The sequence below is a fragment of the Caballeronia sp. Sq4a genome (assembly GCF_023170545.1).
Taxonomy (GTDB): Bacteria; Pseudomonadota; Gammaproteobacteria; order Burkholderiales; family Burkholderiaceae; genus Caballeronia.
The window spans coordinates 672876-697343 of record NZ_CP084252.1 but is presented as its reverse complement, the minus strand read 5'-3'; the positions used below and the strand labels follow the sequence as shown (position 1 = coordinate 697343).

Sequence of the window (24468 nt, the reverse complement as noted above, 5' to 3'; positions counted from 1 at the left end):
TGCATCGAAAGCTATTCACCCACTTGCCATTGCAGTACCGGGTGAGATACGCCCGCGATGAACGTCCATACTCCGCCCGGCGCGAAGTTCCACGTCGGGCCGAAGCTCGACGCCATGCTCATTTGCGCGGTCGTCAGGCCGTTGGCTGCCGGAATCGGCGTCCCGCTAGCGGCACCGACGCTCTGGCCCGACACTTGGCGATCCCAGTAAACGTCCTTCGCGACGGTGCCTGCGTTGGTCGACGTGATGCCACCTGTACCACCCGGCGGCAGAACCGGGAGAATGTTCATCGCGGCGAAGGATTCCTCGATCCTGCCGCCGTTGTACTCGGTCAAACCGCCGTCTGTCAGGGCGCCGCCGGTGCCGGTCGCATACGACTGTCTGATGATCCCGTTCGGCGCGTTCTCGCCCGCGATGCCACCCAAGTGAGAATGCGAGCCGCCGGAGTAGTCGCCGTTAGAGGACGACTGCACGATCAGGCCCGAGTTCGACATCGCGATGCCGCCCATCAAGCCTTGCGCATACATCGTCACGCTGCTCGTCGCGCGCGAGACGGTGCCCGTGTTGTCGCCGACCACCCCGCCGATGGCTCCCGCGCCTTCCTCGGGGGTGTACATCTGGCCTTTGACGTCGACGTTCGCGATCAAGCCGGCCGATGCCCCCGCGAGCAGCCCGGCCAGCGTTCCCCCCGTCGAAGCGTTCGCGTTCGTCAGATTCACGTTGCGTACCACGCCCGATGCCCCGATCGTCGAAAAAGTGCCGAGAGGTGGGGAATCCGAGGCCTCGACCGTGAAGAACGAGATGCCGTCGATGGTATGCCCGAAGCCGTCGAACTGGCCGGTGAAGCCGGTCGTGCTACCGAGACCGATCGGCGTGAAGATGCCCTTCGAGGACAAGTCCTTCCCCAGCGCGTAATTGCCGGCGAGGTTCTGCGATATGTTCTCCAGTTCATCGATCGAGTTGACGAGCCGATAAGCCGTCACTTGCGTCTTGAGTCCGCTGAACGGCGCGGCGGCCCACGCGGCGTTCGTGCGTACGGTGCCCGGCGTGTACTGACCATTCGAATCGTAGAGCGCCGCGACGAAGCCGGTGCTTCGCGACCAGTCGATGGTGCCCGCGTTCGTGATGCTGCCGTGATTGTCGACGCCTTTCGAATCGGCGCGCAGCGTCAGGTTGCCCGCGCCTGTGTTCGATAGCGTGGTGGCGGGTCCGATCCGAATCGAACGTCCGGCGTTCAGCGTGAACGATGCCGCGCCGTTCCAGCGCAGGGTCGAAACGATATTGATGTCCCTGTCCGCGTTGATCGTCACCGACGTGCCGCTCGAAAGGCTGCGCGACAGCGCCGCCGCGTTGTGTGGACCCGCGTTCAGTTCACCCACGCCGATGTTCCACTTCGACGCCGTCACCGTGCTGTGCTCGAACTCCATCGTCTTGCCGATGGTATCGACCGTGCCGCCGGTGCCGTCGCTATTCCGTGCGCTGATCCTCTCGTGCTGCTGCACATCGCCCTGACGCGCGACGAGCCAGACGTGACCATCGCGCGTGGCGGTGCCTGTCGCGCGCAAAGCGGCGTGACGGCCGGCGAGGGCGTAGACGTTGCCATCGGCCGCTTCCAGATGAATCTGCGCGGCGCGAATGGTGCCTCCGTTGACGACATCGCCCAGGCTACCCGGCTGCACGAAGACTTGCGTGCCGGATGCGGAGTCCTTCAGCAAGACTTGCTTGCCGGTGACGAGTTCTGCCGTTCCGTTCGGTGCAGCGATACGTCCTTCGTTTTCTGTGCGAGAAATGGAAATGAGGAATACGTCGCCACCGCTCGAACTGATCCGGCCCAGATTGAGCACGGAGGCGTGGCTCGCGCCGGACAAGGTCAGCGGACCGCCCGCCATGAAGCCGTCGTTGGACGCATCGAGCGTAGAGGCGACGAAGCGGCCGCCCGTCGTGACGACGCCTTGCCGTCCGATCAGCACGCCCTGCGGATTGATGAGGTAAAAGCTGCCGGTCGCGCTCAGGCTACCGTCGATGGTCGACATGTTCGAGCCGGTCACGCGCGACAACGTGGCGCCCGAGCCATTGTTGACCTTCACGCTGTTGCCCGCGCCGATGGAAAAGCTGTTCCAGTCGATCACGCCCCGTGCCGAGCTCTGCGTGATGGTGACCTGATCAGGACCCGACGCGATGCCGCCTGATCCCGCGACGAAGCGGCCGTTCTGCGGCAACGGGCCGGCCGCGAAGGCGACCGGTAGCGAGGCGCATGTCAGGAGCATCACAACCGCAGGCTGGGACAGGCGATGACGACAAACGAACGGAGCGCACATAAGGCCTCCCGTTGCATAGCACAACGAAGCTAAGGGGGCATCGTTAAGCATAGGCCGCGATAAGGAGAATGCAATGCGCGCGTAAGCCGGCTCGCTGCACGGGTGTGCGCTTCCGATGGCTCTCCGCTCGATGTGTGTGCCTTCAACGTAACGTCCGACGTTTCATCACGTACGAGCCATCGGTTTGCGCTGCGTGCGCTGCCCACTACGGTCTGATGCGAGTCCTTTGCTCGCGACCATCATTCCATGCTCAAGCGTTCGCACGTATGCTTCGGCGTCCAGTCGTCGGCTGGCAAGCCGCGCGGCATGGTCGCGTCCATGAGGATAAGCACCAGCCAGTGGCCTTGTTCCTTGCCGATGCCGGTGAGGAGCATCGGCTCTCCCGGCGGAACGATCACCGGCGGCGCGCCCGGCCGGCCGGCCGAGCTGTTCTCCATGCGGCGTTTCGAGACACTGCGCACCGGTGAGAACGAACCACGCTTCGGTGCCCGGATGCCGATGGATCGTCGACTGCATGCCGGGCTTGAAGTTTCCCTCCATGTAGGTGGCCATCAACGAACTGGCTTGTGGAAGTGTCAGCGGGCCGACATCGGCGATATGTTCTCCCGCCGATGGACGCCAGGACTCGCCCGCGATAGTGAAAAGCCAAACCGTCCCGAGGATTTCGACGACCGTACCGTTCGCGCTCTTCGCCGCTTGCGCCGATGAACGGTCCGCGAAGCGATCGATATGCCAGTAGACCGGGCCGTCCGGAAGTTTTTGCAGATGCTGTTCCGCGTGGACGAAGCAGCCGTACTCGGTGGTCCGTTCGTTGACGGGGATGCAGGCGCCCCCCGTTTGCGCGAATGCGCGCGCCGGCGCCGCGAGTCCGATCACGGCCACGCCGATGACGCCCGATGCGACGGCCGCTGCTCTGACGATACGCTTCTGAAGTGACGGCAATTCTCGCATCGATGCCTGACTCCGAAAAATAATACGCAGTACTGTACGTATCTTAGATTCGGAATGCGTTTTCGCAAGCAGCGTACGGCTAGTGTCCGATTCAAAAGTGCGGCGTGCGTGCGACACCGCACAGAGCATGTCAATGCAAGCCCGGATTAGCCGACCGCGCTTTTCAACGCCAGACCGCACCGAAAAAAATAGACGCGAAAAGGGCTAAAGATGTCCGCCGCCCGAGCCGATAATGCGACGAGGCAAACCCGGAGTGATCCGGCGACGCAAAGCTAAAGGGACTCACGCGTGACCACGAGTGAGTTTGCCAGTTGCCCGCCACGAACGGCGGGCCAATCGACGGCGGCAGCAATGCCCGTGTCAGGAGGCGAAATGCAAATCAATCGGGCGTTCTTGAAGTGGGGGGCTGCACTCGCTGCGGTCATGTTGAGCAGCGCGGCGTTCGCGGCGGGCAGTGCGGGCGGGACGAGCACGTCTCTCAGCCTCGTCGTGCCGTCGTATTTCTACCCGACCAAAAGCGCGGCGGACTGGAACGGTCTCACTGCGCCTGCTAGCAAGGCGTCGACCACCGCTATCTTGAATCCGAATAGCGGTCCCGGCACGAGCGCCGATGCCAATTACGTCGCCGCCATCGCCAAGCTGCACGCGGCGGGCGGCAAGGTCATAGGCTACGTATCGACGTCTTATGCGAAACGCTCCTTGTCCGCAGTCGTGGCCGACATCAATACGTACGTGAGTCTCTATAACGTCGATGGCTTCTTCATCGACGAAATGACATCGGACAGTCAGACTGCGAATGTTCAGTTCTATCAGTCTGTCTATAACTACATCAAGGGACTGAAGTCGACGTATTCGGTCACGGCCAATCCAGGCACCACGATCCCCGAGGTCTACGCGAGCTTGCCGACGGCGGACCAGTTCGTCGTCTTCGAGGACAATGCAAAGAACTACGCGAAATTCCAGCCGATGAGCTGGCAAGCGGCTTATCCGAAGAGCCGTTTCGTGCACATCGTCTATAACGTAAGCGCGGCGCAAATGCCGGGCGTGTTGGCGTATGCGAGAACGCATGGCGCAGGCGGCGTGTATGTGACGTCGCTAACGCTGCCGAATCCTTATAAGGGCCTTCCCGCCTATTGGAACGATGAAGCGACCAACGCCGCGGCGCAGTGAAAGAGGCGCGGCGTTTTTTCTGCAATAGGGATGCGGCTGGTGCAGCAGTACGAACATGGTCGCTCGCCGATGCTTAGGGCGCGACGAGTCCGCTTGAGCGCCTCTTTATCCTCTGGTACGAGTCGTTGCTGTCGATTGCTCCCCGGCACGCGACGAGAACGCAGATCGGCATAGATCGAGCTATCGCCGTCGCTTCGCACTTCGATGTCCTTCGTTCGCACTGACGTCACCGCGTGCGAACCAGCCTGTCTCTCTTCCACGATTCAACACGCCTGCTTCGCCTTCCCGCACGCCGGTAGTCACGACTCGATTCATGCGCGCTGTCTGAACACATCCCATCGGCATCGGACCGGTCGCATGATAGTAAGACTACGTTTTCCCGCCATCGACGCCTAAGCTCTTCTCCCCCGTAATTCCCCCGCGAAAGCCCGCGAAACAAGCCGCTGCGCCGCATCAACGAGTAAACCCTAGCTTGCCCGCGCTGCGCCGTTCTCAGTATATTTTGATTGTATTACTACGCAGCAAGGGAACATCACTAGCATCCAGTCGAGCTATCCGTGGCACGCGCCGCTGCCCATATCGGTGTTGAGGAGACAACAACTATGGAAGAAGCACAGGAAGTCGCATCGCGTAGAAAGTTCCTGGCGGGTCTTGCCGCCACGGCCGGCGGCGTTGCGCTGTCGTCGGTATCGAAGCTCGGCTTCGCGCAGCAGAAAGTGTTCGTGCCGTTCAGCAACAAGAGTCTCGACTACTACTTCTTCGTCACGCAGCAGGAAGCGGTGAAGCGCGCGGTCGAAGCGAAGGGCTGGCAGTTTCAGGCCGTGAACGCGAACTTCAGCAACACGTCGCAACTGGAGCAGTGGAACAGCCTGATGCTGAAGAACCCGTCGGCGATCATCGCGGACCCGATCGACAGTCAGGCCATCGTCAGCGTCATCAAGAAGTACAACTTCAAGAAGATCCCGATCGGCATCATCGACACGCCCGCGCTCGGCGGCGATGTCGCGATCACCGTCGACTTCGACAACAAGGCGGGCGGCGTCATGGCCGCCGAGACCATCGTCGCGGCGCTCAAGAAGAAGAACGGGTCCGCGAAGGGCACGGTGCTGAACTGCTACGGCGCGTTGCAGTCGGTCGCGTGGCGTCTGCGCAAGGAAGGCTTCGAAGAAGCGATGAAGAAGTATCCGGACGTGAAGGTCATCAGCCGTCCGACGGAAGGCTTGCTCAAGAACATGTTGTCGGTCACGCTTTCCACGCTGTCCGAGTATCCCGATCTCGACGCCGTGCACGCGCCCAGCGATTCGCCGGCGCGCGGCATCGTCACGGCCTTGCAGCAGAAGGGCAAGTGGAAGAAGGTCGGCGAACAGGGGCACGTGATCTTCGTGAATATCGACGGCGAACCGGCCGCGCTGCAATGGATCGGCGATGGCTACATGGATGCCGTCGTCTCGCAGGACCCGATCGCCTACGCGCAGATCACGGTCGAAATGCTCGACAAGTATTCGCTCAAGGGCCAGCCGGTGCCGCACGGCGACTACCAGAACAGTCAGTACTTCTGGGAGAAGGCAGTCGTCACGAAGTCAGAGACGGGACCGAGTCTCGTGATTCAGCCGTTCGTCGTGGATGCAAGCTCGGTCAAGGACAAGCGGCAGTGGGGCAACATCGCCTATAACGAGTGGGGCATCCGCTATTCCTGATCCGCGCCAGTCCAAACGCGTTGCACGGCGCGCATTCGGCGCGCCGAATTCGGACCGGAGACTTTCTGAATGTCGGATACACCCAGCAACGATTACATCCTGCGGACGCACGACGTCGTCAAGCGCTACAAGGCCGTGCTCGCGCTCGACCGCGTTTCGATCAACATCCGGCGCGGCACGATCCACGGTCTGCTCGGCGAAAACGGCGCGGGCAAGTCCACGCTCGTGCGGCTGATCAGCGGGCAAACCACGCCGAGCGAAGGGCGCATCGTCCTGGACGGTGAAGACGTACAGGGCTCGGACGTTCAGGAGATGGAAGCGCGCGGCGTGTTCCTGGTGACGCAGGAACCGATGATCGTCGATTCCATGTCGGTTGCCGACAACCTGATGCTCGGGCGCTGGCCGCTGAAGCGCGGCATCACCGGTCGCGTGGATCAGCGCGCGTTGATGCAAAGCGTCGAAGCCGCGCTCGAAGGCACGGACTTCGATCCGCGCATGCCGGCGCGTCTGCTGTCCGCCGTCGCCAAGCGCAAGCTCAACATCCTGCGCGCGTTGCACAGCGGCGGCAAGCTGCTCATTCTCGACGAACCGACCACCGCGCTCACGCTCGCCGACCGCGAGCACCTGTTCGACTTCATGCGCAGTCTGAAGGCGCGCGGCGTGAGCTTCGTCTTCATCTCGCACTACAACGAAGAGATTCTCGATATCTGCGACGGCGTGTCCGTCCTGCGCAATGGCAAGCTCGCGGGCGAGCACGACGATCTTTCGAAGATCGACTCGGACGGTCTCTCGGAACTCGTCATCGGGCGCGACGTGCCGCTGTTCTATCGCGAACGGCGGGATACGGCGGCGGCCGGCCGCGAAGGCTGGCGCGTCGAGGGTCTCGCGGCGCCGGGCGTGCAGGTGGACGCGTTTTCCATCGCGCCGGGCGAGATCGTCGGCTTCGCCGGACTGCCGGGGTCGGGCGCAAAGGAATTCGCGCTCGCGCTCTTCGGCTCGAATCGCGCGACGCGCGGCCGGATCACGCACGACGGCAACACGAGCGCGCCGGCCGGTCATCCGGGCGAGGCGTTTCAGCGAGGCATCGCGTATCTGTCCGACGACCGTCATCGCGACGGGCTCGTCGGTCTGCAAAGCATCGCGCACAACATCACGCTGTCGAGCCTCAAGCACGTATCGAAGGCCGGCGTCATCGATGCGAACGCGGAACGCGGTGTCGTCGCGCGTTACTTCGAGCACTTTCGCGTGAAGGCGCCGACCGCCGAGGTGCTGCTCGGCACGCTTTCCGGGGGCAATCAGCAGAAGGTCTGCCTCGGCCGCGTGCTCGCCACGTCGCCGAAGCTCCTGATCCTCGACGAACCCACGCGCGGCATCGACGTGGGCGTAAAGGAGGAAGTGCATCGCATCATCGATACGCTGACGCGCGAGGGATTGAGCGTGATCGTCATTACGAGCGACCTCGACGAGATGGTGCGCCTCGTCGATCGCGTGTCGGTGTTCGTCGGCGGGCGCATCGAGCGCGAATACACCGGCGCGGAAATCGCGAAGGACGCCATCTTGCAGGCTGCCTTCAATGTGGAGCCGGCGTCGAACGACAGCGTGCCCGCCGAGCCGCTGGTGAATCAATCATGAGGAGACAGTCCATGCAAACACGAAGCGACCTTTCTTCGTCGCCTACGCCGGCGGCGCTCGCCGGTCAGGGCGGCGCCGCGCCGGCCACGGGAAGCGGCAAGCGCGGCAAGGGCGGCGTGCAGTGGGTGTTCCAGAACGTCGTCTGGCTCTGGCTCGCGGCGCTCGTCGTCGTGTTCGGCGTGCTCAATCCCTTCTTTTTCACGCTGTCGAATCTGCAGAACGTGCTGGTGCAGGCGACGGTGCTCGGCCTGCTCGCGCTCGCGGTGTCGATGCCGCTGATGGTGGCGGAGATCGACCTCTCGATCGCGAGCAACATGGGATTTTCCGCCGCCATCGGCGCGATTCTTTCGACGCGGCTCGGGCTCACGCCCGCCGTCGGCGTGCCGTTGGGCATCGCGGTGGCGACCGCGATCGGCTTCTTCAACGGCCTGTGCGTGACGCGCCTGAAGATGGTGTCGCTCATTCAGACGCTCGCCGTCATGATCGTGCTGCAAGGCTCGCTGCTCGCGGTAACGCAGGGCAACACCATCTCGGACATGTCCACCGGTTATATCTGGATCGGCCAGTACACGGTCAACAACTGGCCCGTCATGCCGATCGTGTTTCTCGTCGTACTCATCGGCATGGGCTTCATGTTGCGCAAGACGGTGCTCGGCCGCTATCTCTACGCGACCGGCGGCAACGCGCTCGCCGCCAATTCGGCCGGCATTCGCGTGAATCGCGTGAAGGTCATCGCGTTCACGCTGTCGGGCTTTCTCGCGGGCGTCGCCGGCTATCTGCTCGCCGCATGGCAGATGGCGATCACGTCGGATCAGGGCGAAGGCTTCCTGCTCTATGCCATCGCCGCGCCGATCATCGGCGGCGTGAGCGTGTTCGGCGGACGCGGCGGCGCGCTCGGCATTCTCGGCGGCGTGCTGCTGCTGACGGTGATCCACGTCGGCCTCGCGATTACCGAAGTGCCTTCGTTCTACGTGCAGATGATCGGCGGCATTCTCATCTTCATCGCGGTCGCGGTGGATGCCATCCGCGTCAACTTCGTTTCGCAATAACCTTGATCCGGACCATGACAGAACCTCGTCAGTGCGAGATGTATATCGATGGGCGCTTCGGCAGCGAAGGCGTTCGCGAATGGATCGATGTCGTGAATCCGGCGACGGAGCAGACCGTCGCCCGCGCGCCCGACGCCGATCAGGCGACGATCGATGCCGCCGTCGATGCCGCATCGCGCGCTTTCAGAAGCTGGCGCCGCGTGAATCCGTTCGAACGCTCGCGCCTGTTGCATGCGACAGCCGATTGCATCGCGGAAGACGAACGCGCCATCGCGCTGGCGATCACGACGGAAATGGGCAAGCCGCTCGCCGAAGCGCAGGGCGAGGCGCGCAAGCTCGCCAAGGCGTTCCACTACTACGCGGAAGAGGCCGTGCGCATCTACGGCGAGACGATCCCGAACGAAGACGACGGTTTCGTCAGTATCGTGGAGAAGGAGCCGGTCGGCGTGGTGGCGGCCATCGCGCCGTGGAACTATCCGGTGGAACTGATCGGCTGGAAGCTCGCGGCATCGCTCGCGGCGGGCTGCACGATTGTCGTGAAGCCGTCGGAATTCACGCCGTCGAGCGCGGAAGCCGTGTTTCGCTGCGTGCATCGCGCGGGATTGCCGGCGGGCGTCGCCAATCTCGTGATGGGCGCGAAAGAGGCCGGCAAGCGGCTCGTCGGACATCCGCGCGTCGACAAGGTGGCGTTCACGGGTTCCGGCAGCGCGGGCGAGGACATCTACAAGACGGTGCGCGGCATCACGGGTTTGTCGCTCGAACTGGGCGGAAGCTGTCCGCTGATCGTGACCGCCCATGCTGACCTCGACCTCGCGGTCGCGGGCGCGCTGCGGCGCGGCTTCCGCAACGCAGGGCAGATCTGCATTTCGATCAATCGCGCTTACGTGCAGGAAGCGGTCTATGACGCCTTCCTCGAACGCCTCGTCGATGGCGCGCAGAAGCTCGTCGTCGCGGACGGCATCGCGAACGAGAAAGCCGACGTCGGACCGATGGCCACGCGCGCGGGCGTCGAGAAAGTTCGCCGTCATCTCGACGATGCGCGTGAGCGCGGCGGCCGCATTCTGTGCGGCGGCGGCCGGCCGGATTCGATGGCATCGAATGAACGGGGCCTCTTCTATGCGCCGACGGTCGTTGCCGACGGCACGCCCGACATGCTCGTGATGCACGAGGAAACGTTCGGCCCGGTGATCGGCGTGACGCGCTACAAGACGCTCGACGACGCCATCGAGGCCGCCAACAGCACGCCCGCGGGCCTCGCGGCTTACGCGTACACGGAGCATGTGCGGGAGACGTTCGCGCTCTCGCGCGAACTGGACTTCGGCAACGTCGCCATCAACAACGTCGACGCAGGGATCATGAACGCGCCGTACGGCGGCCGCAAGCAGAGCGGCACGGGCTACGAGCACGGGCGCGAAGGCATGGAAGGCTATCTGCACCTGAAGCACGTGCGGCTGCGACACCGCGCATAAGAGACGCACGACGACCACGCATACGCAAACGGAGCGGCCATGGAACGGTATCTTCTCGGCATCGACGTCGGCACGTCCGCATGCAAGGTCATTGCAGTGGACGGCGCGGGCAATGTCGCGGCGAAGGCGCTCGCGGCGTATCCGCTCGTTTCGCCGCGGCCCGGCTGGGCCGAGCAGGACCCGGAGCACTGGTGGAGCGCGACGCAGACCGCGCTCGCGCAAGTGCTCGATGCGCTGCCGGATCGTCGCGCGGTGGCGGGCATCGGGCTGTCCGGACAGATGCACGGCCTGACCGCGCTCGACGAAGCCGACAACGTGCTGCGTCCCGCGATCCTCTGGTGCGACCAGCGGGCCGCGCCGTATTGCGACGAGATCACTGCGCGCGCAGGCGGGCTCGATGGTCTGCTCGCGCGGGTGCAGAACCGCATGTTGCCGGGCTTCACGGCGGGCAAGCTCTTGTGGATGCGCGAGCATGAGCCGGCGCTGTTCGCGCGCATGCGGCGAATGCTGAACCCGAAGGATTACCTTCGCCTGCGTCTGACCGGCGAGCACATCACCGATGTGTCCGACGCATCGGGCACCGGTCTCTTCGACGTGCGCCAGCGCCAGTGGTCGGGCGCGCTGATGTCTGCGCTGGACTTGCCCGCATCGCTTTTGCCGCAGGTCGTCGAATCGACCGAACGCGCGGGAACGTTGCGGGGCGACCTGGCGCAGGCGTGGGGCTTGCCGCGCGACGTGCCCGTGTTCGGCGGCGGCGGCGATTCCGTCATCCAGACGACGTCGATGGGCGCGATCGATGCCGGTCCGCTCGGCGTGACCATCGGCACGGCGGGCATCGTCGCGGGCGGCTTGCGTACGTGTCCCGAGGCCACCGGGCAATTGCAGATTTCCTGCGGCAATGCGCCGGGCCGCTGGCACGTGATGGGCGTGACGCTCTCGGCGGGCGGCGCGTTCGAATGGCTGCGCGGCGCGCTGCGGCGCATGACGCCCGATCTGTCCTTCGAACGCATGACGCAACTGGCGAAAGCCGCCGCGCCCGGCTGCGACGGACTGCTCTTTTTGCCGTATCTGCTCGGGGAGCGCTGCCCGCATGTCGCGGCAGACGGACGTGCCGCGTGGATCGGCCTCACGTCGACGCACGATGCCGCTCACATGATCCGCAGCGTCATGGAAGGCGTGCTGCTGAACATCCGGTCGATCGCATCGCTGGGCGCGAGCGCCGGCCTCACGTGCGACGAGGTGCGTGTCTCGGGCGGCGCGACGGGGGAACCGCTGTGGCTGCAAATGCTCGCGGACGTGCTGCAACGCGAGGTGACCACGGTCACGGGCGCATCGGAGGGCGGCGCGTACGGCGCGGTGCTCGCGGCGGGCGTGGGCGCGGGCTGGTGGACATCGCTCGACGAAGCGGTCGGCACGCTGCGCGTGACGGGTCGCGTGAGCCCGGACACATCGCTCAAGGCGCTCTACGACGCACGTTTCGACACCTTCCGCACGCTGTACGACGCGCTGCGTCCGGTCTATCAACACATCGCCATGGAGAACCCGAGCCGATGACCGTCAACGAAATCATCCTTGAGGCCGAACGAACGGTCGACGCAGTCGTATTCGATCTCGATGGCACGCTCGTCGATACCGCGCCGGACATCGCAAGCGCCGTGAATCGCCTGCTCGCGACGCACGGCATCGCGCCGCAGACGGTCGGCTTCGTGGAAAAGTTCATCGGCGAAGGCTCGCACGGGCTGATCGACAAGTTGTACAAGGGCCTCGGTCTCGAACTGGATCAGGCGCGCGTCAGCGCGGACGTCGAGACCTATCTGTCCATCTACAAGCAGCATCCGGTCGAAAAGGCGACGCTCTACGCCGACGCGCTCGATGCGATTCCCGCGCTGCATGCGGCCGGCGTGAAGCTCGGCGTGTGCACGAACAAGGCGCAACAACTGGCGCAGGCGGTTCTCGCGCACTTCGGCATCGACCGGTATTTCAGCGCGGTCGTCGGAGGCGATATGCTTGCGCAAAGAAAGCCGCATCCCCGGCATTTGCTGATGACGCTCGAACAGATGGACGCCGCGCCCGAGCACACGCTCTATATCGGCGACACGCGCATCGACGCGCAGTGCGCAAAGGACGCGCAGGTTCGCTGTCTGATCGTCAACTGGGGCACCGGGCCGGACGTTCCCGTGCCCGATGACAGGCGGCTCGATTCCTTCGCCGAGTTAGTGACGAGGTGCGCCGCGCTCAATGCGTCGCGCCTGCCGGGAGCCTGATGAGAAACGACCTGCTGCGCCGTATCGCGCTTGAACACCCATCGTTGACGGGCGCGACCTTGCGCATCGCCGATGTATTGCTGGGCGCGCCCGAAGCCGCGCTCAAGATGAGCATGGCCGAGTTGTCGGAAGCGGCGCAGACCAGCGACCCGACCGTGGTGCGCTTTTTCCGCCGCTTCGACTGCGCCGACTATCAGGACTTCAAGGTCCGGCTCGGCCAGGGCCTGATACCGCAGGCGCCGTTCGATTACGAAGCCATCACGAACGCCGATACGCCCGCGAGCGTGTGCAGCAAGATCGTGAACAATTCGCTGCACGCCATTCAACGCTTCGCGCGTGACGTGGATTCCGCCGCCATCGAGCGCGCGACGCAATATCTGATCGATGCGAAGGGCATTTTCCTGTTCGGCCTCGGCATCTCGGAGACCATCGCCTTCGATGCCGAGCACAAGTTCTTTCGCCTCGGGCTGCATTGCCGCGTCGTGCTGGAAAGCCAGCGTCAACTGCTGCTCGCGCCGACCTTGCGCAACGACGAAGTGGCGGTCTTCTTCTCGCATTCGGGCTCGACCAAGTCGCTCGTGATGGCGGCCGCAATGGCGAAGGGCAAGGGCGCGGTGACCATCGCCGTGTGCGCGCCGGGCTCGCGGCTCGCGCAGACCTGCGACCTGACCGTCGCCGTGCCCGCATACGAGAACACCGAGTTGTACACGCCGCTCACGGCGCGCATCAATCACCTGCTCGTGGTGAACATGCTGGTCGCCATGCTGGGCCTGCGGCAAGGGCGCGAGCTGCCCGACAACCTCGCCGCGCTCGACCCCTGGTTCACCGACAAGTTCATGGATTAGCCCTTGTTTCAGGGGTGTTTCGATAACAACGGAGACGCAATTGGGTACGCATATCGAACCGGGCTATGCCCGACTGGAGCCGCAATCGAAGCAGGACGAGGCGAAGCTCGTCTCGGGCATCAAGGCGGTCGACCACTACCTCGCGCCGGGCATGAAAGTGGGGCTCGGCTCGGGCACGACATCGCACTGGTTCGTGCGCGCGCTCGCGCCGCGCGTGAAGGACGGGCTCGATATCGTCGGCGTGCCGACATCGAATGCGACGCGCGAACTGGCGATCGAACTCGGCGTGCCATTGACCGACCTCGGGCAGATCGACCGCCTCGACGTGACCATCGACGGCGCAGACGAGATCGATCATCAGGGCAGCATGATCAAGGGCGGCGGCGCGTGCCTGCTGTGGGAGAAGATCGTCGCGGCGGCGTCGCGCAAGATGGTCGCGGTCGTCGACGACAAGAAGGTCTTCGATACGCTCGGGCGTTTTCCGCTGCCGATCGAGGTCATCCAGTTCGGCTGGCAAAGCACGGAGCGTCTGCTGCGCGAGTTGTTCGTATCCGCGGGATTCGATGCGGGCATCAGGATCGAGCGGCGCACGAAAAACGGCGCGCTCGTGGTGACGGACAGCGGCAACTGGATTCTCGACTGCCATCTCGAAGCCATTCCTGATCCGCTCGCGCTCGCGCCGCGCTTCAACGCCATTCCCGGCGTGGTCGAGCACGGCCTCTTCACCGGCATCGCGAGCGAGATGATCGTGGGTCATGCGGACGGCACGGCGGATATCGTCGTTTTCGACGGAGCGCGCCAATGAGCGAGATCGCAAAGGAAGACACGGGCGCGACCCTCGACGTCTTTCGTCTGGATGGCGAAGTCTGCGTCGTCACCGGCGCGGCGCAGGGCATCGGTCTCGCGATAGCCAAGGCGCTGCGCAATGCGGGCGCGACGGTCGTCATCGCGGACCGCGAAGCCACGCTCGGGCAGCGCGCCGCTGACGCGATCGGAGGCAGCTTCGTCACGCTGGACGTGACGGATTCATCGTCGGTCGATGCGGGCTTCGATGCGGTCGTCGCCGAGCACGGCAGACTCGACGTGCTGGTCAACAACGCGGGCGTCGTCAGGAACGCGGCCGCGCTCGAAACCGACGACGCCGCGTGGCGCGCCGTGCTCGCCGTGAACCTCGACGGCGTGTTCTATTGCTGCCGCAGTGCCGCGCGTCACATGTCGCGGCAGAAGAGCGGACGGATCGTCAACATCGCGAGCATGAGCGGGAGCATCGCGAACAAGCCTCAGCCGCAGGCATCGTATAACGCATCGAAAGCGGGCGTGATTCATCTCACGCGTTCGCTTGCCGCCGAATGGGCGGCGGACGGCATCCGCGTGAATTCCATCTCGCCAGGTTATGTCGGCACCGAACTGACCAAGCGCGGCTTCGCAAACGAAGCATGGCGCAAGGTGTGGCTGGACTACACGCCGCTCGAACGCATGGCCACGCCGGACGAAATCGCGCCGGGCGTCGTCTTTCTCGCGTCGCGGGCGAGCGCGTTCGTGACGGGATCGGACATCGTGATGGACGGCGGCTACACGGTCTGGTGATGCAGCCACTAACAAGATGAACGGAGACGATGAACCTATGAGCGCACTCGATGCAATCCACGCATTGCGCGACGCCCTCGGCGCGGATGTGGTGGCGTTGCCGGAAGAGTTCGGCGACAAGCGCGTGGTGGACTGGAGCGGCTTGCCCGGCGCCGTGCCGCTCGCGCTCGTGCGTCCGCGCGATACGAACGAAGTCGCGCAGGCGCTCGCCATCTGCGCGCGCTACCGTCAGCCGGTGGTGACGCAAGGCGGCCTGACAGGACTCGTCGGCGGCGCGAACCTGCGTGGCGGCGAGATAGCGCTGAGTCTGGAGCGCATGAACCGCATCGTCGAGATCGATGCGGTCTCCGCGACGATGACCGTCGAAGCGGGGGTCGCGCTGCAAACCGTGCAGGAAGCGGCGAGCGCGGCCGGATTCTACTTCCCGCTCGATCTCGGCGCGCGCGGCAGTTGCGCCATTGGCGGCAATCTCGCGACGAATGCGGGCGGCAATCGCGTCATCAAGTACGGCATGATGCGCGATCAGGTACTGGGCCTCGAAGCGGTGCTCGCGAGCGGCGAGATCATCGGCGGGCTCAACAAGATGATCAAGAACAACAGCGGCTACGATCTTCGCCATGTGTTGATCGGCAGCGAAGGCACGCTCGCGGTCATCACGCGTGCCGTGCTGCGTCTTCGGCCGAAGCCGACGGCCACGGCGACCGCATGGTGCGGCTTGCCCGACTTCGCCTCCGTCACGACGCTCCTCACGCGCGCACAGGCGCAACTGGCAGCGGGCGTATCGGCGTTCGAAGTGATGTGGGCGGGCTATCACGACGCGGTGATCGCCAACCTCTCCGCGCTGCGCGCGCCGCTTGCCGAGGCGCATCCGTTCTACGTGCTGCTGGAAAGCGTCGGCACCGACCCCGAGCGGCACGACGAAGCCTTCGAGGAATTTCTCGGCGGCATGCTCGAAGCGGGCGTGGTGACGGATGCGGCCATTGCATCGTCGGAAGCGCACGCGCGCGACTTCTGGGCGATCCGCGATGCGCCCGGCGAATACCAGCGCTTCATTCCGAATCACGCCGCTTACGACGTGAGCTTTTCGATCGCGCAGGTAGGCGTCGCCGCCGCGCGTTGCGAAGCGCGTCTGCGCGAGCAATGGCCCGACGCGCTCGTGATGACCTACGGGCATCTGGGCGACGGAAACATCCATATCGTCGTGGATGTGCCGGGCATGGGCAAGCACGATCACGACGAGATCGACCGCGTGATCTACGACGTCACGCGCGAGTTCGACGGCTCGATCTCGGCCGAGCACGGCATCGGCACGAAGAAGCGCGATTATCTTCCGCGAAGCCGCCGCGAAAGCGATATCGCGGCCATGCGCGCGATCAAGTCGGCGCTCGATCCGCTCGGCATTCTGAACCCCGGCAAAGTGGTGTGACCGATGAACCCAACTCTTTCGAACTGGCCCGAGCCTCGCGCGTTCAGGGTCGATCTGTCGAGCGGCCTGATGGAGGGCACGGGCACGCGCTATCAAAAGCGGTTGAAGGATCTTAACGGCCTCTATGGCGATGCCGATGCCTTTGCCACGCTGGTGGCTGCGCGCGGCGACGAGGTCGTGTATGACGTGACCGATCATCGTCCGAGCGATGCGCCCGGCGATCTGATCACCGGCGTCACGCGCATGAGTCCCGGCAAGGTGGGCGACGAGTTCTTCATGACGCGCGGGCACATTCACGCGAATATCGACAGGCCCGAGCTCTACTTCGGGCTCAAGGGGCATGGACTCATGTTGATGGAGTCGCCCGACGGCGAGACGCGTATCGTCGACATCGAGGCTCATACCGTGTGCTACGTGCCGCCGCGATGGATTCATCGCTCAGTGAATCTGGGCGACGACGATTTCGTGATGCTGTTCTGCTATCCCGCGGATGCCGGGCAGGACTACGCGATCATCGAGCGCGCCAACGGCATGAAGCTGCGCATTCTCGATGACGGCAAGGGCGGCTATCGCAGCGAGGCGAACCCGGCGTATGTCGCGCGCGATGAGGCGCAGATCGCCGGTCTGCTGGCACGAACGGAGCGCGAATGATGACATACGAAGCGGCAATCAAGCCCACGTTCTGGTTCATCGGCGTGACCACCGCGCAGAGTTCGATCATGCGCGTGTTTCCCGAATGGGCCAGGCATCTCGGTCTGGGCGATGTGCAGATGAAGGGCATCGACTTCGCGCCGCATGCGGAGCCCGAGGCGTATCGCGAGGCGGTGCGCTTTCTGCGCGACGATCCGCTTTCGCTCGGCGCGCTCGTCACGACGCACAAGATCGACCTGTATGCCGCGTGCCACGATCTCTTCGACGAGATCGACGAATACGCGCAGGCCATGAACGAGACCAGTTGCCTGTCGAAACGCGACGGCAAGTTCGTCTGCCACGCCAAGGACCCGATTACCGCCGGCTTTGCGCTCGACGGCTTTCTGCCCGCGCAGCACTTTGCGACCTCGGATGCCGAGGTATTCGTGATGGGCGCGGGCGGATCGGCCATCGCGATCACGTGGCATCTGATGCAGACGAAGCGGGGCGCGGACCGGCCTGCGAAGGTGATCGTGTCGGACCCGTCGCACGAACGTTTGCAGGAGATCGAACGCATTCACGGCGAGCTCAATCTCGGCGTGCCCTGCGAATACGTGCCCGTCTCACAGCCCGACGACAACGACCGCGTGACGGCGCGGCTGTCGCCCGGGGCGCTCGTCATCAATGCTACCGGCCTCGGCAAGGACAGGCCCGGTTCGCCGCTCACGGACGCCGCCGTGTTTCCCGAACACGCGATTCTTTGGGAGCTCAACTATCGCGGCGATCTCGTGTTTCTGGATCAGGCGCGGGCGCAACGCGAGCGCAGGCACTTGCAGGTCGAGGACGGCTGGACCTACTTCATCTACGGCTGGACGCGCGTGATGGCCGAAGTCTTCCATGTCGACATCGCGACGCGCGGACCGGCTTTCGAGGCGCTCTGCCGCATCGCCGCCGATGCGGGCAAGCCCGCGCCGCGCGCAGGCGCTGCCTGACGCCGGTGCCGATGGACGCCCTCTATCTCGCGATCGATGTGGGCACGGGCAGCGTGCGCGCCGCGCTCGTGGATGCGCGCGGCGTCGTGTGGACTATCGCCGCGCACGAGCACGAGCAGATCGTGCCGCGCTACGGCTGGTCCGAGCAGCGTCCGGCCGACTGGTGGTCGGGCGCGGCGCGGTCCATTCGCGAAGTGCTGGCGAGCGTCCCGGAGGCGGCGTCGCGTGTGGTTGCGGTGTGCGCGTGCGGCCAGATGCACGGCACCGTTCTCATCGACGACGACGGCAAGCTTACACGCGACACCGCGCCGCTATGGAACGACAAGCGCACCAGTGCCGAAGTCGCCGCGTTTCGCGCGCGGGCCGACTACGCGTTGCATGCAAAGCAGGCCGCCAATCCCGCGACGCCCGCGTGGCCCGCGTTCAAGCTGCAATGGCTGAAGGCGCACGATCCCGCCGCGTTCGAGCGCGCGACGACCGTGTTCATGCCGAAGGACTACGTGAACTTCCGGCTGACGGGCGAGCGCGCATGCGACTGGAGCGATGCATCGACCAGCTATCTGATGGATGCGTCGACTCGCACATGGTCCCGCGCGCTTCTCGATGCCTTCGGCCTCGATGCCGCGAAGCTCGCGCCGATCCGCGCGCCGCTCGACATTCTCGGCGGCGTCACGCAGGATGCCGCCGCGCAGACCGGCTTGCGTGAAGGGACGCCCGTGCTCGTCGGCGGGGCGGATTATCCGGTGTCGGTGCTCGGTTCGGGCGTTCATGCGCCGGGGCTCGCGTCGGACATCACCGGAACGTCGTCGATCATCACCGTGATCGCCGATACGCCGATGCTGCACCCGGACGTCTCCAACCTGGTGACATGCGACGGTTCGTGGGGCCGCTTCATGCTGCTGGATTCCGGCGGCGACGCGATGCGCTGGGCGCGGCGTGCGTTCCACGAAAATGCCTTGTCCTACGACGTCATCACGCAGAAGGCCGCGAGCGCGCCGGTCGGTGCGGACGGCCTGTTCTTCCTGCCCTACCTCACAGGCGAGCGACTGGGCGAACACGCCAACTCGCGCGGGCAGTTCTTCGGCATCACGGCCAAGCACGGATTGGGGCACTTGCACCGCGCGGTCCTCGAAGGCGTGGCATTCGCGGTGCGCCGTCAGATCGCGCTGCTTCGGCCGGAAGACGGCGGCATCGACCGGATCGTGGCGGCGAGCGGCGGCGCGCGGGCCGCGTTGTGGCTCGCGATCAAGGCGAGCATGTATCGCACGCCGATCCTCGTTCCTGCCGAAGTGGAGTGTGGCGTGATAGGCTGCGCTGTTCTCGCGGCCACCGCGCACGGACAGTTCGCGCGTCTCGCGGATGCGGTCAGCGCCTTCGTCCGGTTCGAGAGCGAGGTGCAGCCCGATCCGCGCGCGAGCGACAGGTACGATCGCATGATGCCCATTTTCGAGGGGCTCTACGCGCAGGCGCAGCAGTTCTACGACGATCTCGACGCGCTCGACGCACACGCGTTCTGAGCGCATGCACGACAAGGATAATCGGGCTTTGATCAAGGCAATTCTGTGGGACATGGACGGCACGCTCATCGAGAGCGAGTCGCTGCATCTGGCCACGCTCGTCGAGGCGCTCGCGCATCACGGCGTGCAGGCGGGTCATGAAATGCATCCGCTCGTTTTCGGCAAGACCGGGCGCGAAGTGCATGCGCTCGTTCGTGAGCGATTCGGGCTGACGGTCGACTTCGGCGAATGGTCGGCGTTTCGGGCGCGCTCGTACCTGAACGGCGCGCCGAAGCTCACGCCGCGTCCCGGCGCGCTCGAGGTGTATCGCGCGGCGAAGGTGGCCGGCATCACGCAGGCGATCGTATCGAACGCGTCGCGCATGTTGCTCGAAGCGAACCTGCGCGCGCTCGGAATCGAAGATCCTTCGCTCATCACGGTCAGCGTCAACGACGTGCGTCACGGCAAGCCCAGTCCCGAGCCGTACGAACGCGCAGCGTGGCTTCTGCGGCTCGCGCCGGAAGAGGTCGTCGCGGTCGAGGACAGTCCGACCGGCGCGCTCGGTGCGATCGCCGCGCACATGCGCGTGATCGGCTGGCCCGTCGATGATGACGCCGCCGCGCTCTTTCACGCCGACGCGGACATCGTGCGCTCGCCGGACGAACTCGCGGCGAAGCTCGGGCTTCCTGCTGAGGCGTTGCGATAGAGCGGTGACTTCGGGCCGCAGTCAGCGGAGTGCTGATCTTCGGTCCGCTTACGCCGATGCGACCTGTGACGCATGAAAAGGTGCGTACTCAAACTCATGGATGAGACACGGCCAAGCTTTCGATATCCATACGAACCAGCTGTGCATAGGGTAAAACTACCCGCTCCACGTCGAAAGTTCGTCTAAAAAAGTAGATGCGACGCTTAAGCCTGGTGCATGCATGCCGAAAAATGGTGCATGACCCACCGCAAGGCGCACTACTGACATGGCAAACCTCACTGTAAAGACTCAACTCACGCTCATCGCCGGATCGATGGGCGCATCGATGATTGCAATCGCGCTCGCCGGCGTCGTTGGAATGAACCAGACTGGCGAAGCATTGCGCAGCGTCTACGAAGATCGGACGGTGTGCATCCAGCAACTTGCTCAGATCAACAACCGGCTGCAGGACGAAGTCATCTCGCTCTCGAAGGCAACGCTCGACCCGCAGGCAAGCGCAGCGGTACCGGCTATCGAACGCGCCAACAAGGACCGAACGGAAATCGACGCGCTCTGGAAGGAGTACATGTCGAGCTACCTGACGCCGACCGAGAAGCAACTCGCCGACACGTTCAAGGACAGCTATGGCGCGATCGAAACGAAAGGCTTCGCGCCTCTGCGTTCGGCATTAGCCAATAATCAACACGAGCAGGCGTACACGGTACTTCACGGCGGAGTCGATGCGGAATTGCCGAAGGTATTGGCAGCGATGCGTGATTTGCGACAGCTCCAGGTCGACGTTGCGAAGAGCGAGTATGAGGCATCGCGTGAACGTTTCGCGGTCTTGCGCGCGATCCTGATTGCGCTTGCCATCGCGGGCATGACGATCGGGGCGGGCGTGAGCGTGTTCATGGGAAGACGGCTCTACAGGGCGCTCGGTGGCGAGCCGGCGTACGCGGCCGAGATGGTAAGAACCATTGCGTCCGGAAATCTGACTTCCCCGATCGCGCACGATCCGGCGAATGAACACAGTCTCGTCACATCGCTCGAATCGATGCGCAGGCAATTGAGCGGAGTCGTGGCCGGCATCAAGACATCGGCCGAATCCATTTCGGTCGCGGCCGGCGAGATCGCGCAGGGCAACGTCGACCTGTCGCAACGAACAGAGGAACAGGCCGCGTCGCTCGAGGAAACGGCGGCCAGCATGGAGGAACTAACCTCCACCGTGCGACTGAACACCGAGAACGCGCTACAGGCGAGTTCCCTTGCAGCGTCCGCGTCGGATACGGCGGCGGAAGGCGGCGAAGTCGTGGACCGCGTGGTATCGACCATGCGCGATATCTCCGACAGCTCGTCGAAGGTGGCAGAGATCATCTCGGTCATCGAAGGCATCGCGTTCCAGACCAATATCCTTGCGCTAAACGCAGCCGTTGAGGCCGCCCGCGCAGGCGAGCAAGGGCGCGGCTTCGCGGTAGTGGCGGGAGAAGTGCGCACGCTCGCGCAACGCAGCGCCACCGCGGCGCGGGAGATCAAGGAACTGATCGGCAGTTCGGTGGAACATGTGAACGCGGGATCGTCGCTCGTGCTCGACGCAGGCAAGACGATGGATGAGCTTGTCCGCTCGGTCAAACGCGTGACGGACATCATGGGCGAGATCGCGTCGGCATCCAACGAGCAAAGCACGGGCATCGAACAGGTGAATGTCGCGGTCGGCCAGATGGATGAAGTCACTCAGCAGAATGCCGCACTGGTCGAGCAAGCGAGCGCGGCGGCACAAGCGATGGCCGAGCAAGCGAACAGCCTTCGCCGGGCGGTTGCGGTTTTCAAGGTCGACTGACCGCCTCCGAAAGAAACAGCGCGGGTTCGCAGTGCACTGGCGTGACTTCGCTGCGCCGATAGCACTTCGCGGTCCGCGTTTCGCATTCTGCGGCGCCGAACGCTGCTGAAGCCACTGCGACCGTCCGCGCGGCTCGGCCATCGATGAATGCCGCGCATGTGCGCGTCATCGAGCACAACGTCTCCTTCTTCGTCGATCCCACTCTATCAGACAGGGTTATCCCCCATCCGTCGAAAGTTGAAAACATGTAATCATATATATGAATTCGACGGAGAGACATCATGCAGTCCGATGACCGGTTGCCGCGTTACCAGCGCTTGCGCGACGAAATGGTTGCCCTGATCGCGGCGCGTCATTGGCGACCGGGCGAAGCGATTCCCACCGAGCAGGCGCTCTCTCAAAGCTACGGCGTTGCCGTCGGCACGGTGAGAAAGGCCGTCGATCTGCTCGTGGCCGAAGGTCTTCTCGAACGATTCCAAGGCAGAGGAACGTTCGTGCGCCGCGCGAACTTCGACGGCTCCCTGTTTCGCTTCTTTCGCTTTCAGACGCGACAAGGCGAACGCCGCATCCCGGAGAGCCGGATCTTGCGACGCGAGGTCGTCGATGCGCCGTCGGCAGTCGCCGCGACACTGCAAATAGCACGGACGGCCCGCGTGATTCAGATGTCCCGCGTGCGCCTGATCGACGGCGTGCCGATGCTCGCCGAAGAAATATGGCTGCCGTACGCGCGCTTTGCGGCGTTCGCGAAGATGGACTTGAACGAGATCGGCGATCTGCTTTACCCGGTGTACGAGACGCAGTGCAACCAGATCGTGGCGTCCGCCACTGAAACGCTGACCGTCGAAGCCATCGGCTCACGGCACGCGAGACTCCTGAACATCGAACCGGGCGCGCCGGCCGTCGTCATCGAACGTCTTGCATTCGGCTACGACCGGCAGCCGCTGGAATGGCGCCGCTCGCGTGGTCCTGCCAGCGAGTTCATCTATCAGGCGGAGATCCGCTAGTGATCGGGCGCTAACGCAAGCACGTTGTTCTGACTACAACCGGCGACGGAGACGGGAGAGGGGCGGCATGTTCAACTGGTTCAAAGAAATCTCGGGCAATGAACGCAGGACGTTCTGGGCGTGTTTCGGCGGATGGGCGCTCGATTCGCTCGACGTGCAGATGTTCAGCCTCGTCATTCCGGCGATCATCGCCGAGTGGTCCATCAGCCGCACGCAAGCGGGGCTGGTGAGCGGCGTCACGCTCGTTGCGTCGGCGCTCGGCGGATGGATCGCCGGCATGCTGTCCGACCGGTTCGGACGCGTCAGAACACTGCAATGGACCGTCGCGTTCTTCTCCGTGTTCACCTTCCTGTGCGCGTTCGCGCAGAACTATCCGCAGTTTCTCGTGCTGAAGACGTTGCAGGGTTTCGGCTTCGGTGGCGAGTGGGCGGCAGGCGCCGTGCTCATGGCCGAGACCATCCGCAACGAGCATCGCGGCAAGGCGATGGGCAGCGTGCAGAGCGCATGGTCCGTCGGTTGGGGCGCAGCCGTGTTGCTGTATGCGCTGATGTTCTCGCTCGTGCCCGCGGCCACCGCGTGGCGCGTGATGTTCGCCATCGGCATCGTTCCCGCGCTTCTGATCCTGTACGTCCGGCGCGGCGTGCAGGAGCCGGGAACGTCGTCACGATCGTCGCATGCGACGCGCGACGCGCGAGCGCGCCGCACCGAGACGCAACCCACACCCGTGGCCGGCATCTTTTCCGCGGGAATGCTTCGCATGACGTTGATCGGCGCGCTGCTGGGCGTCGGCGCGCACGGCGGCTATTACGCGCTGATGACGTGGCTGCCGACGTTCCTGAAAAGCGAGCGTCATCTGTCCGTGCTTGGTACGGGCGGCTACCTCGCCGTGGTGATTGTCGCGTTCTTTTGCGGATGTCTCGTCAGCGCGCAATTGCTGGATCGCATCGGTCGTCGCAGAACCATCCTCACATTCGCGATCTGCTGCGTGATAACGGTGGTCGCCTATTTGTTCCTTCCGCTCGGCAATACCGCGATGCTGTTCTTCGGCTTTCCGCTCGGCTTCTTCGCGGCGGGCATTCCCGCGAGCATGGGCGCGCTGTTCAACGAGCTGTATCCGCGCGGCGTGCGCGGCACGGGCGTGGGGTTCTGCTACAACTTCGGCCGAGTCGTGTCGGCGGGATTCCCCGTGCTCGTCGGGCATATGTCGGCGAATATGTCGCTCGGCACGGCGATCGGCATCGATGCGGGCCTCGCCTACGCCATCGTCGTGCTGTCCGTGCTGATGCTGCCGGAGACGCGCGGCCGCGTGCTGGGCGAAGTCGCGCCCACCGCGGAGGACGCACGTCCGCTCGCTCACGCTCCGAGGCATTGACGCGCCGGCCGTGCACGCGGCGTCGAAACTATTGATGAGGAAAG

At 64.3% G+C, this 24468-nt stretch carries 20 protein-coding genes and 1 riboswitch; of the genes, 18 read left to right on the top strand and 2 right to left on the bottom strand.

All coding sequences use genetic code 11. The features are described from left to right. Positions 1 to 11: 11 nt before the first annotated feature. A complete protein-coding gene (locus LDZ24_RS22730) occupies positions 12 to 2267 on the bottom strand; it encodes a filamentous hemagglutinin N-terminal domain-containing protein (RefSeq protein ID WP_248323479.1) in 2256 nt (751 codons plus the stop codon). Positions 2268 to 2483: 216 nt separating this feature from the next. Continuing rightward, complete coding sequence (locus tag LDZ24_RS22725) at positions 2484 to 3269, bottom strand: hypothetical protein (protein ID WP_248323478.1); 786 nt, start codon at positions 3267 to 3269, stop codon at positions 2484 to 2486. Between the two features lie 231 nt (positions 3270 to 3500). Continuing rightward, positions 3501 to 3588: riboswitch (cyclic di-GMP riboswitch) on the top strand. A gap of 53 nt (positions 3589 to 3641) precedes the next feature. Between LDZ24_RS22725 and LDZ24_RS22720 the strand changes: the two genes are divergently transcribed. From LDZ24_RS22720 to LDZ24_RS22630, 18 genes are all read left to right on the top strand, one after another. After that, positions 3642 to 4439 (top strand): spherulation-specific family 4 protein, encoded by a 798-nt coding sequence (locus LDZ24_RS22720; protein WP_248323477.1) that lies wholly within the window; start codon positions 3642 to 3644, stop codon positions 4437 to 4439. A gap of 602 nt (positions 4440 to 5041) precedes the next feature. Next, the gene (locus LDZ24_RS22715; RefSeq protein ID WP_248323476.1) at positions 5042 to 6136 is read left to right on the top strand and encodes a sugar ABC transporter substrate-binding protein; all 1095 of its coding nucleotides are present in this window, start codon (positions 5042 to 5044) and stop codon (positions 6134 to 6136) included. Positions 6137 to 6205: 69 nt separating this feature from the next. Continuing rightward, positions 6206 to 7768, top strand: coding sequence for a sugar ABC transporter ATP-binding protein (locus LDZ24_RS22710; protein WP_248323475.1), 1563 nt, complete (start codon positions 6206 to 6208; stop codon positions 7766 to 7768). A gap of 11 nt (positions 7769 to 7779) precedes the next feature. Beyond that, a complete protein-coding gene (locus LDZ24_RS22705) occupies positions 7780 to 8817 on the top strand; it encodes an ABC transporter permease (RefSeq protein WP_248323474.1) in 1038 nt (345 codons plus the stop codon). Positions 8818 to 8831: 14 nt separating this feature from the next. After that, positions 8832 to 10286 carry an aldehyde dehydrogenase gene (locus tag LDZ24_RS22700; protein WP_248323473.1) on the top strand — a complete coding sequence of 485 codons (1455 nt, stop codon included), beginning with the start codon at positions 8832 to 8834 and terminating at the stop codon, positions 10284 to 10286. Positions 10287 to 10325: 39 nt separating this feature from the next. Further along, positions 10326 to 11840, top strand: coding sequence for a xylulokinase (gene xylB, locus LDZ24_RS22695; RefSeq protein ID WP_248323472.1), 1515 nt, complete (start codon positions 10326 to 10328; stop codon positions 11838 to 11840). After that, complete coding sequence (locus LDZ24_RS22690; protein ID WP_248323471.1) at positions 11837 to 12550, top strand: HAD-IA family hydrolase; 714 nt, start codon at positions 11837 to 11839, stop codon at positions 12548 to 12550. The genes xylB and LDZ24_RS22690 overlap by 4 nt, the downstream gene beginning before the upstream one ends. Then, complete coding sequence (locus LDZ24_RS22685; protein ID WP_248323470.1) at positions 12550 to 13395, top strand: MurR/RpiR family transcriptional regulator; 846 nt, start codon at positions 12550 to 12552, stop codon at positions 13393 to 13395. The genes LDZ24_RS22690 and LDZ24_RS22685 overlap by 1 nt, the downstream gene beginning before the upstream one ends. A gap of 40 nt (positions 13396 to 13435) precedes the next feature. Then, positions 13436 to 14200 (top strand): ribose-5-phosphate isomerase RpiA, encoded by a 765-nt coding sequence (rpiA, locus tag LDZ24_RS22680; RefSeq protein WP_248323469.1) that lies wholly within the window; start codon positions 13436 to 13438, stop codon positions 14198 to 14200. Then, complete coding sequence (locus tag LDZ24_RS22675) at positions 14197 to 14982, top strand: SDR family NAD(P)-dependent oxidoreductase (protein ID WP_248323468.1); 786 nt, start codon at positions 14197 to 14199, stop codon at positions 14980 to 14982. Before rpiA ends, LDZ24_RS22675 begins: the two co-directional genes overlap by 4 nt. Positions 14983 to 15019: 37 nt before the next feature. Then, positions 15020 to 16408, top strand: coding sequence for an FAD-binding oxidoreductase (locus tag LDZ24_RS22670; protein WP_248323467.1), 1389 nt, complete (start codon positions 15020 to 15022; stop codon positions 16406 to 16408). Between the two features lie 3 nt (positions 16409 to 16411). After that, positions 16412 to 17059 (top strand): glucose-6-phosphate isomerase, encoded by a 648-nt coding sequence (locus tag LDZ24_RS22665; RefSeq protein ID WP_248323466.1) that lies wholly within the window; start codon positions 16412 to 16414, stop codon positions 17057 to 17059. Beyond that, complete coding sequence (locus LDZ24_RS22660; protein WP_248323465.1) at positions 17056 to 18030, top strand: shikimate dehydrogenase; 975 nt, start codon at positions 17056 to 17058, stop codon at positions 18028 to 18030. Before LDZ24_RS22665 ends, LDZ24_RS22660 begins: the two co-directional genes overlap by 4 nt. 11 nt (positions 18031 to 18041) lie before the next feature. Next, positions 18042 to 19547 carry an FGGY-family carbohydrate kinase gene (locus LDZ24_RS22655; protein WP_248323464.1) on the top strand — a complete coding sequence of 502 codons (1506 nt, stop codon included), beginning with the start codon at positions 18042 to 18044 and terminating at the stop codon, positions 19545 to 19547. Positions 19548 to 19575: 28 nt separating this feature from the next. Then, positions 19576 to 20232, top strand: coding sequence for an HAD family phosphatase (locus LDZ24_RS22650; protein WP_248323463.1), 657 nt, complete (start codon positions 19576 to 19578; stop codon positions 20230 to 20232). Between the two features lie 265 nt (positions 20233 to 20497). Continuing rightward, on the top strand, positions 20498 to 22048 hold the full coding sequence (locus tag LDZ24_RS28060; protein WP_284506666.1) for a methyl-accepting chemotaxis protein: 1551 nt from the start codon (positions 20498 to 20500) through the stop codon (positions 22046 to 22048). Positions 22049 to 22326: 278 nt separating this feature from the next. Then, complete coding sequence (locus tag LDZ24_RS22635; protein WP_248324211.1) at positions 22327 to 23052, top strand: GntR family transcriptional regulator; 726 nt, start codon at positions 22327 to 22329, stop codon at positions 23050 to 23052. Between the two features lie 67 nt (positions 23053 to 23119). After that, positions 23120 to 24424: an MFS transporter gene (locus tag LDZ24_RS22630; RefSeq protein ID WP_248323462.1), complete on the top strand. Its 1305-nt coding sequence runs from the start codon at positions 23120 to 23122 to the stop codon at positions 24422 to 24424. The last annotated feature ends 44 nt before the right edge of the window (positions 24425 to 24468 follow it).

Coding starts and splice junctions, on each gene's coding strand:
- LDZ24_RS22730 (WP_248323479.1), bottom strand. CDS start 2,267: ATGCTCCTGACATGCGCCTCGCTACCGGTCGCCTTCGCGGCCGGCCCG.
- LDZ24_RS22725 (WP_248323478.1), bottom strand. CDS start 3,269: ATGCGAGAATTGCCGTCACTTCAGAAGCGTATCGTCAGAGCAGCGGCC.
- LDZ24_RS22720 (WP_248323477.1), top strand. CDS start 3,642: ATGCAAATCAATCGGGCGTTCTTGAAGTGGGGGGCTGCACTCGCTGCG.
- LDZ24_RS22715 (WP_248323476.1), top strand. CDS start 5,042: ATGGAAGAAGCACAGGAAGTCGCATCGCGTAGAAAGTTCCTGGCGGGT.
- LDZ24_RS22710 (WP_248323475.1), top strand. CDS start 6,206: ATGTCGGATACACCCAGCAACGATTACATCCTGCGGACGCACGACGTC.
- LDZ24_RS22705 (WP_248323474.1), top strand. CDS start 7,780: ATGCAAACACGAAGCGACCTTTCTTCGTCGCCTACGCCGGCGGCGCTC.
- LDZ24_RS22700 (WP_248323473.1), top strand. CDS start 8,832: ATGACAGAACCTCGTCAGTGCGAGATGTATATCGATGGGCGCTTCGGC.
- xylB (WP_248323472.1), top strand. CDS start 10,326: ATGGAACGGTATCTTCTCGGCATCGACGTCGGCACGTCCGCATGCAAG.
- LDZ24_RS22690 (WP_248323471.1), top strand. CDS start 11,837: ATGACCGTCAACGAAATCATCCTTGAGGCCGAACGAACGGTCGACGCA.
- LDZ24_RS22685 (WP_248323470.1), top strand. CDS start 12,550: ATGAGAAACGACCTGCTGCGCCGTATCGCGCTTGAACACCCATCGTTG.
- LDZ24_RS22675 (WP_248323468.1), top strand. CDS start 14,197: ATGAGCGAGATCGCAAAGGAAGACACGGGCGCGACCCTCGACGTCTTT.
- LDZ24_RS22670 (WP_248323467.1), top strand. CDS start 15,020: ATGAGCGCACTCGATGCAATCCACGCATTGCGCGACGCCCTCGGCGCG.
- LDZ24_RS22665 (WP_248323466.1), top strand. CDS start 16,412: ATGAACCCAACTCTTTCGAACTGGCCCGAGCCTCGCGCGTTCAGGGTC.
- LDZ24_RS22660 (WP_248323465.1), top strand. CDS start 17,056: ATGATGACATACGAAGCGGCAATCAAGCCCACGTTCTGGTTCATCGGC.
- LDZ24_RS22655 (WP_248323464.1), top strand. CDS start 18,042: ATGGACGCCCTCTATCTCGCGATCGATGTGGGCACGGGCAGCGTGCGC.
- LDZ24_RS28060 (WP_284506666.1), top strand. CDS start 20,498: ATGGCAAACCTCACTGTAAAGACTCAACTCACGCTCATCGCCGGATCG.
- LDZ24_RS22630 (WP_248323462.1), top strand. CDS start 23,120: ATGTTCAACTGGTTCAAAGAAATCTCGGGCAATGAACGCAGGACGTTC.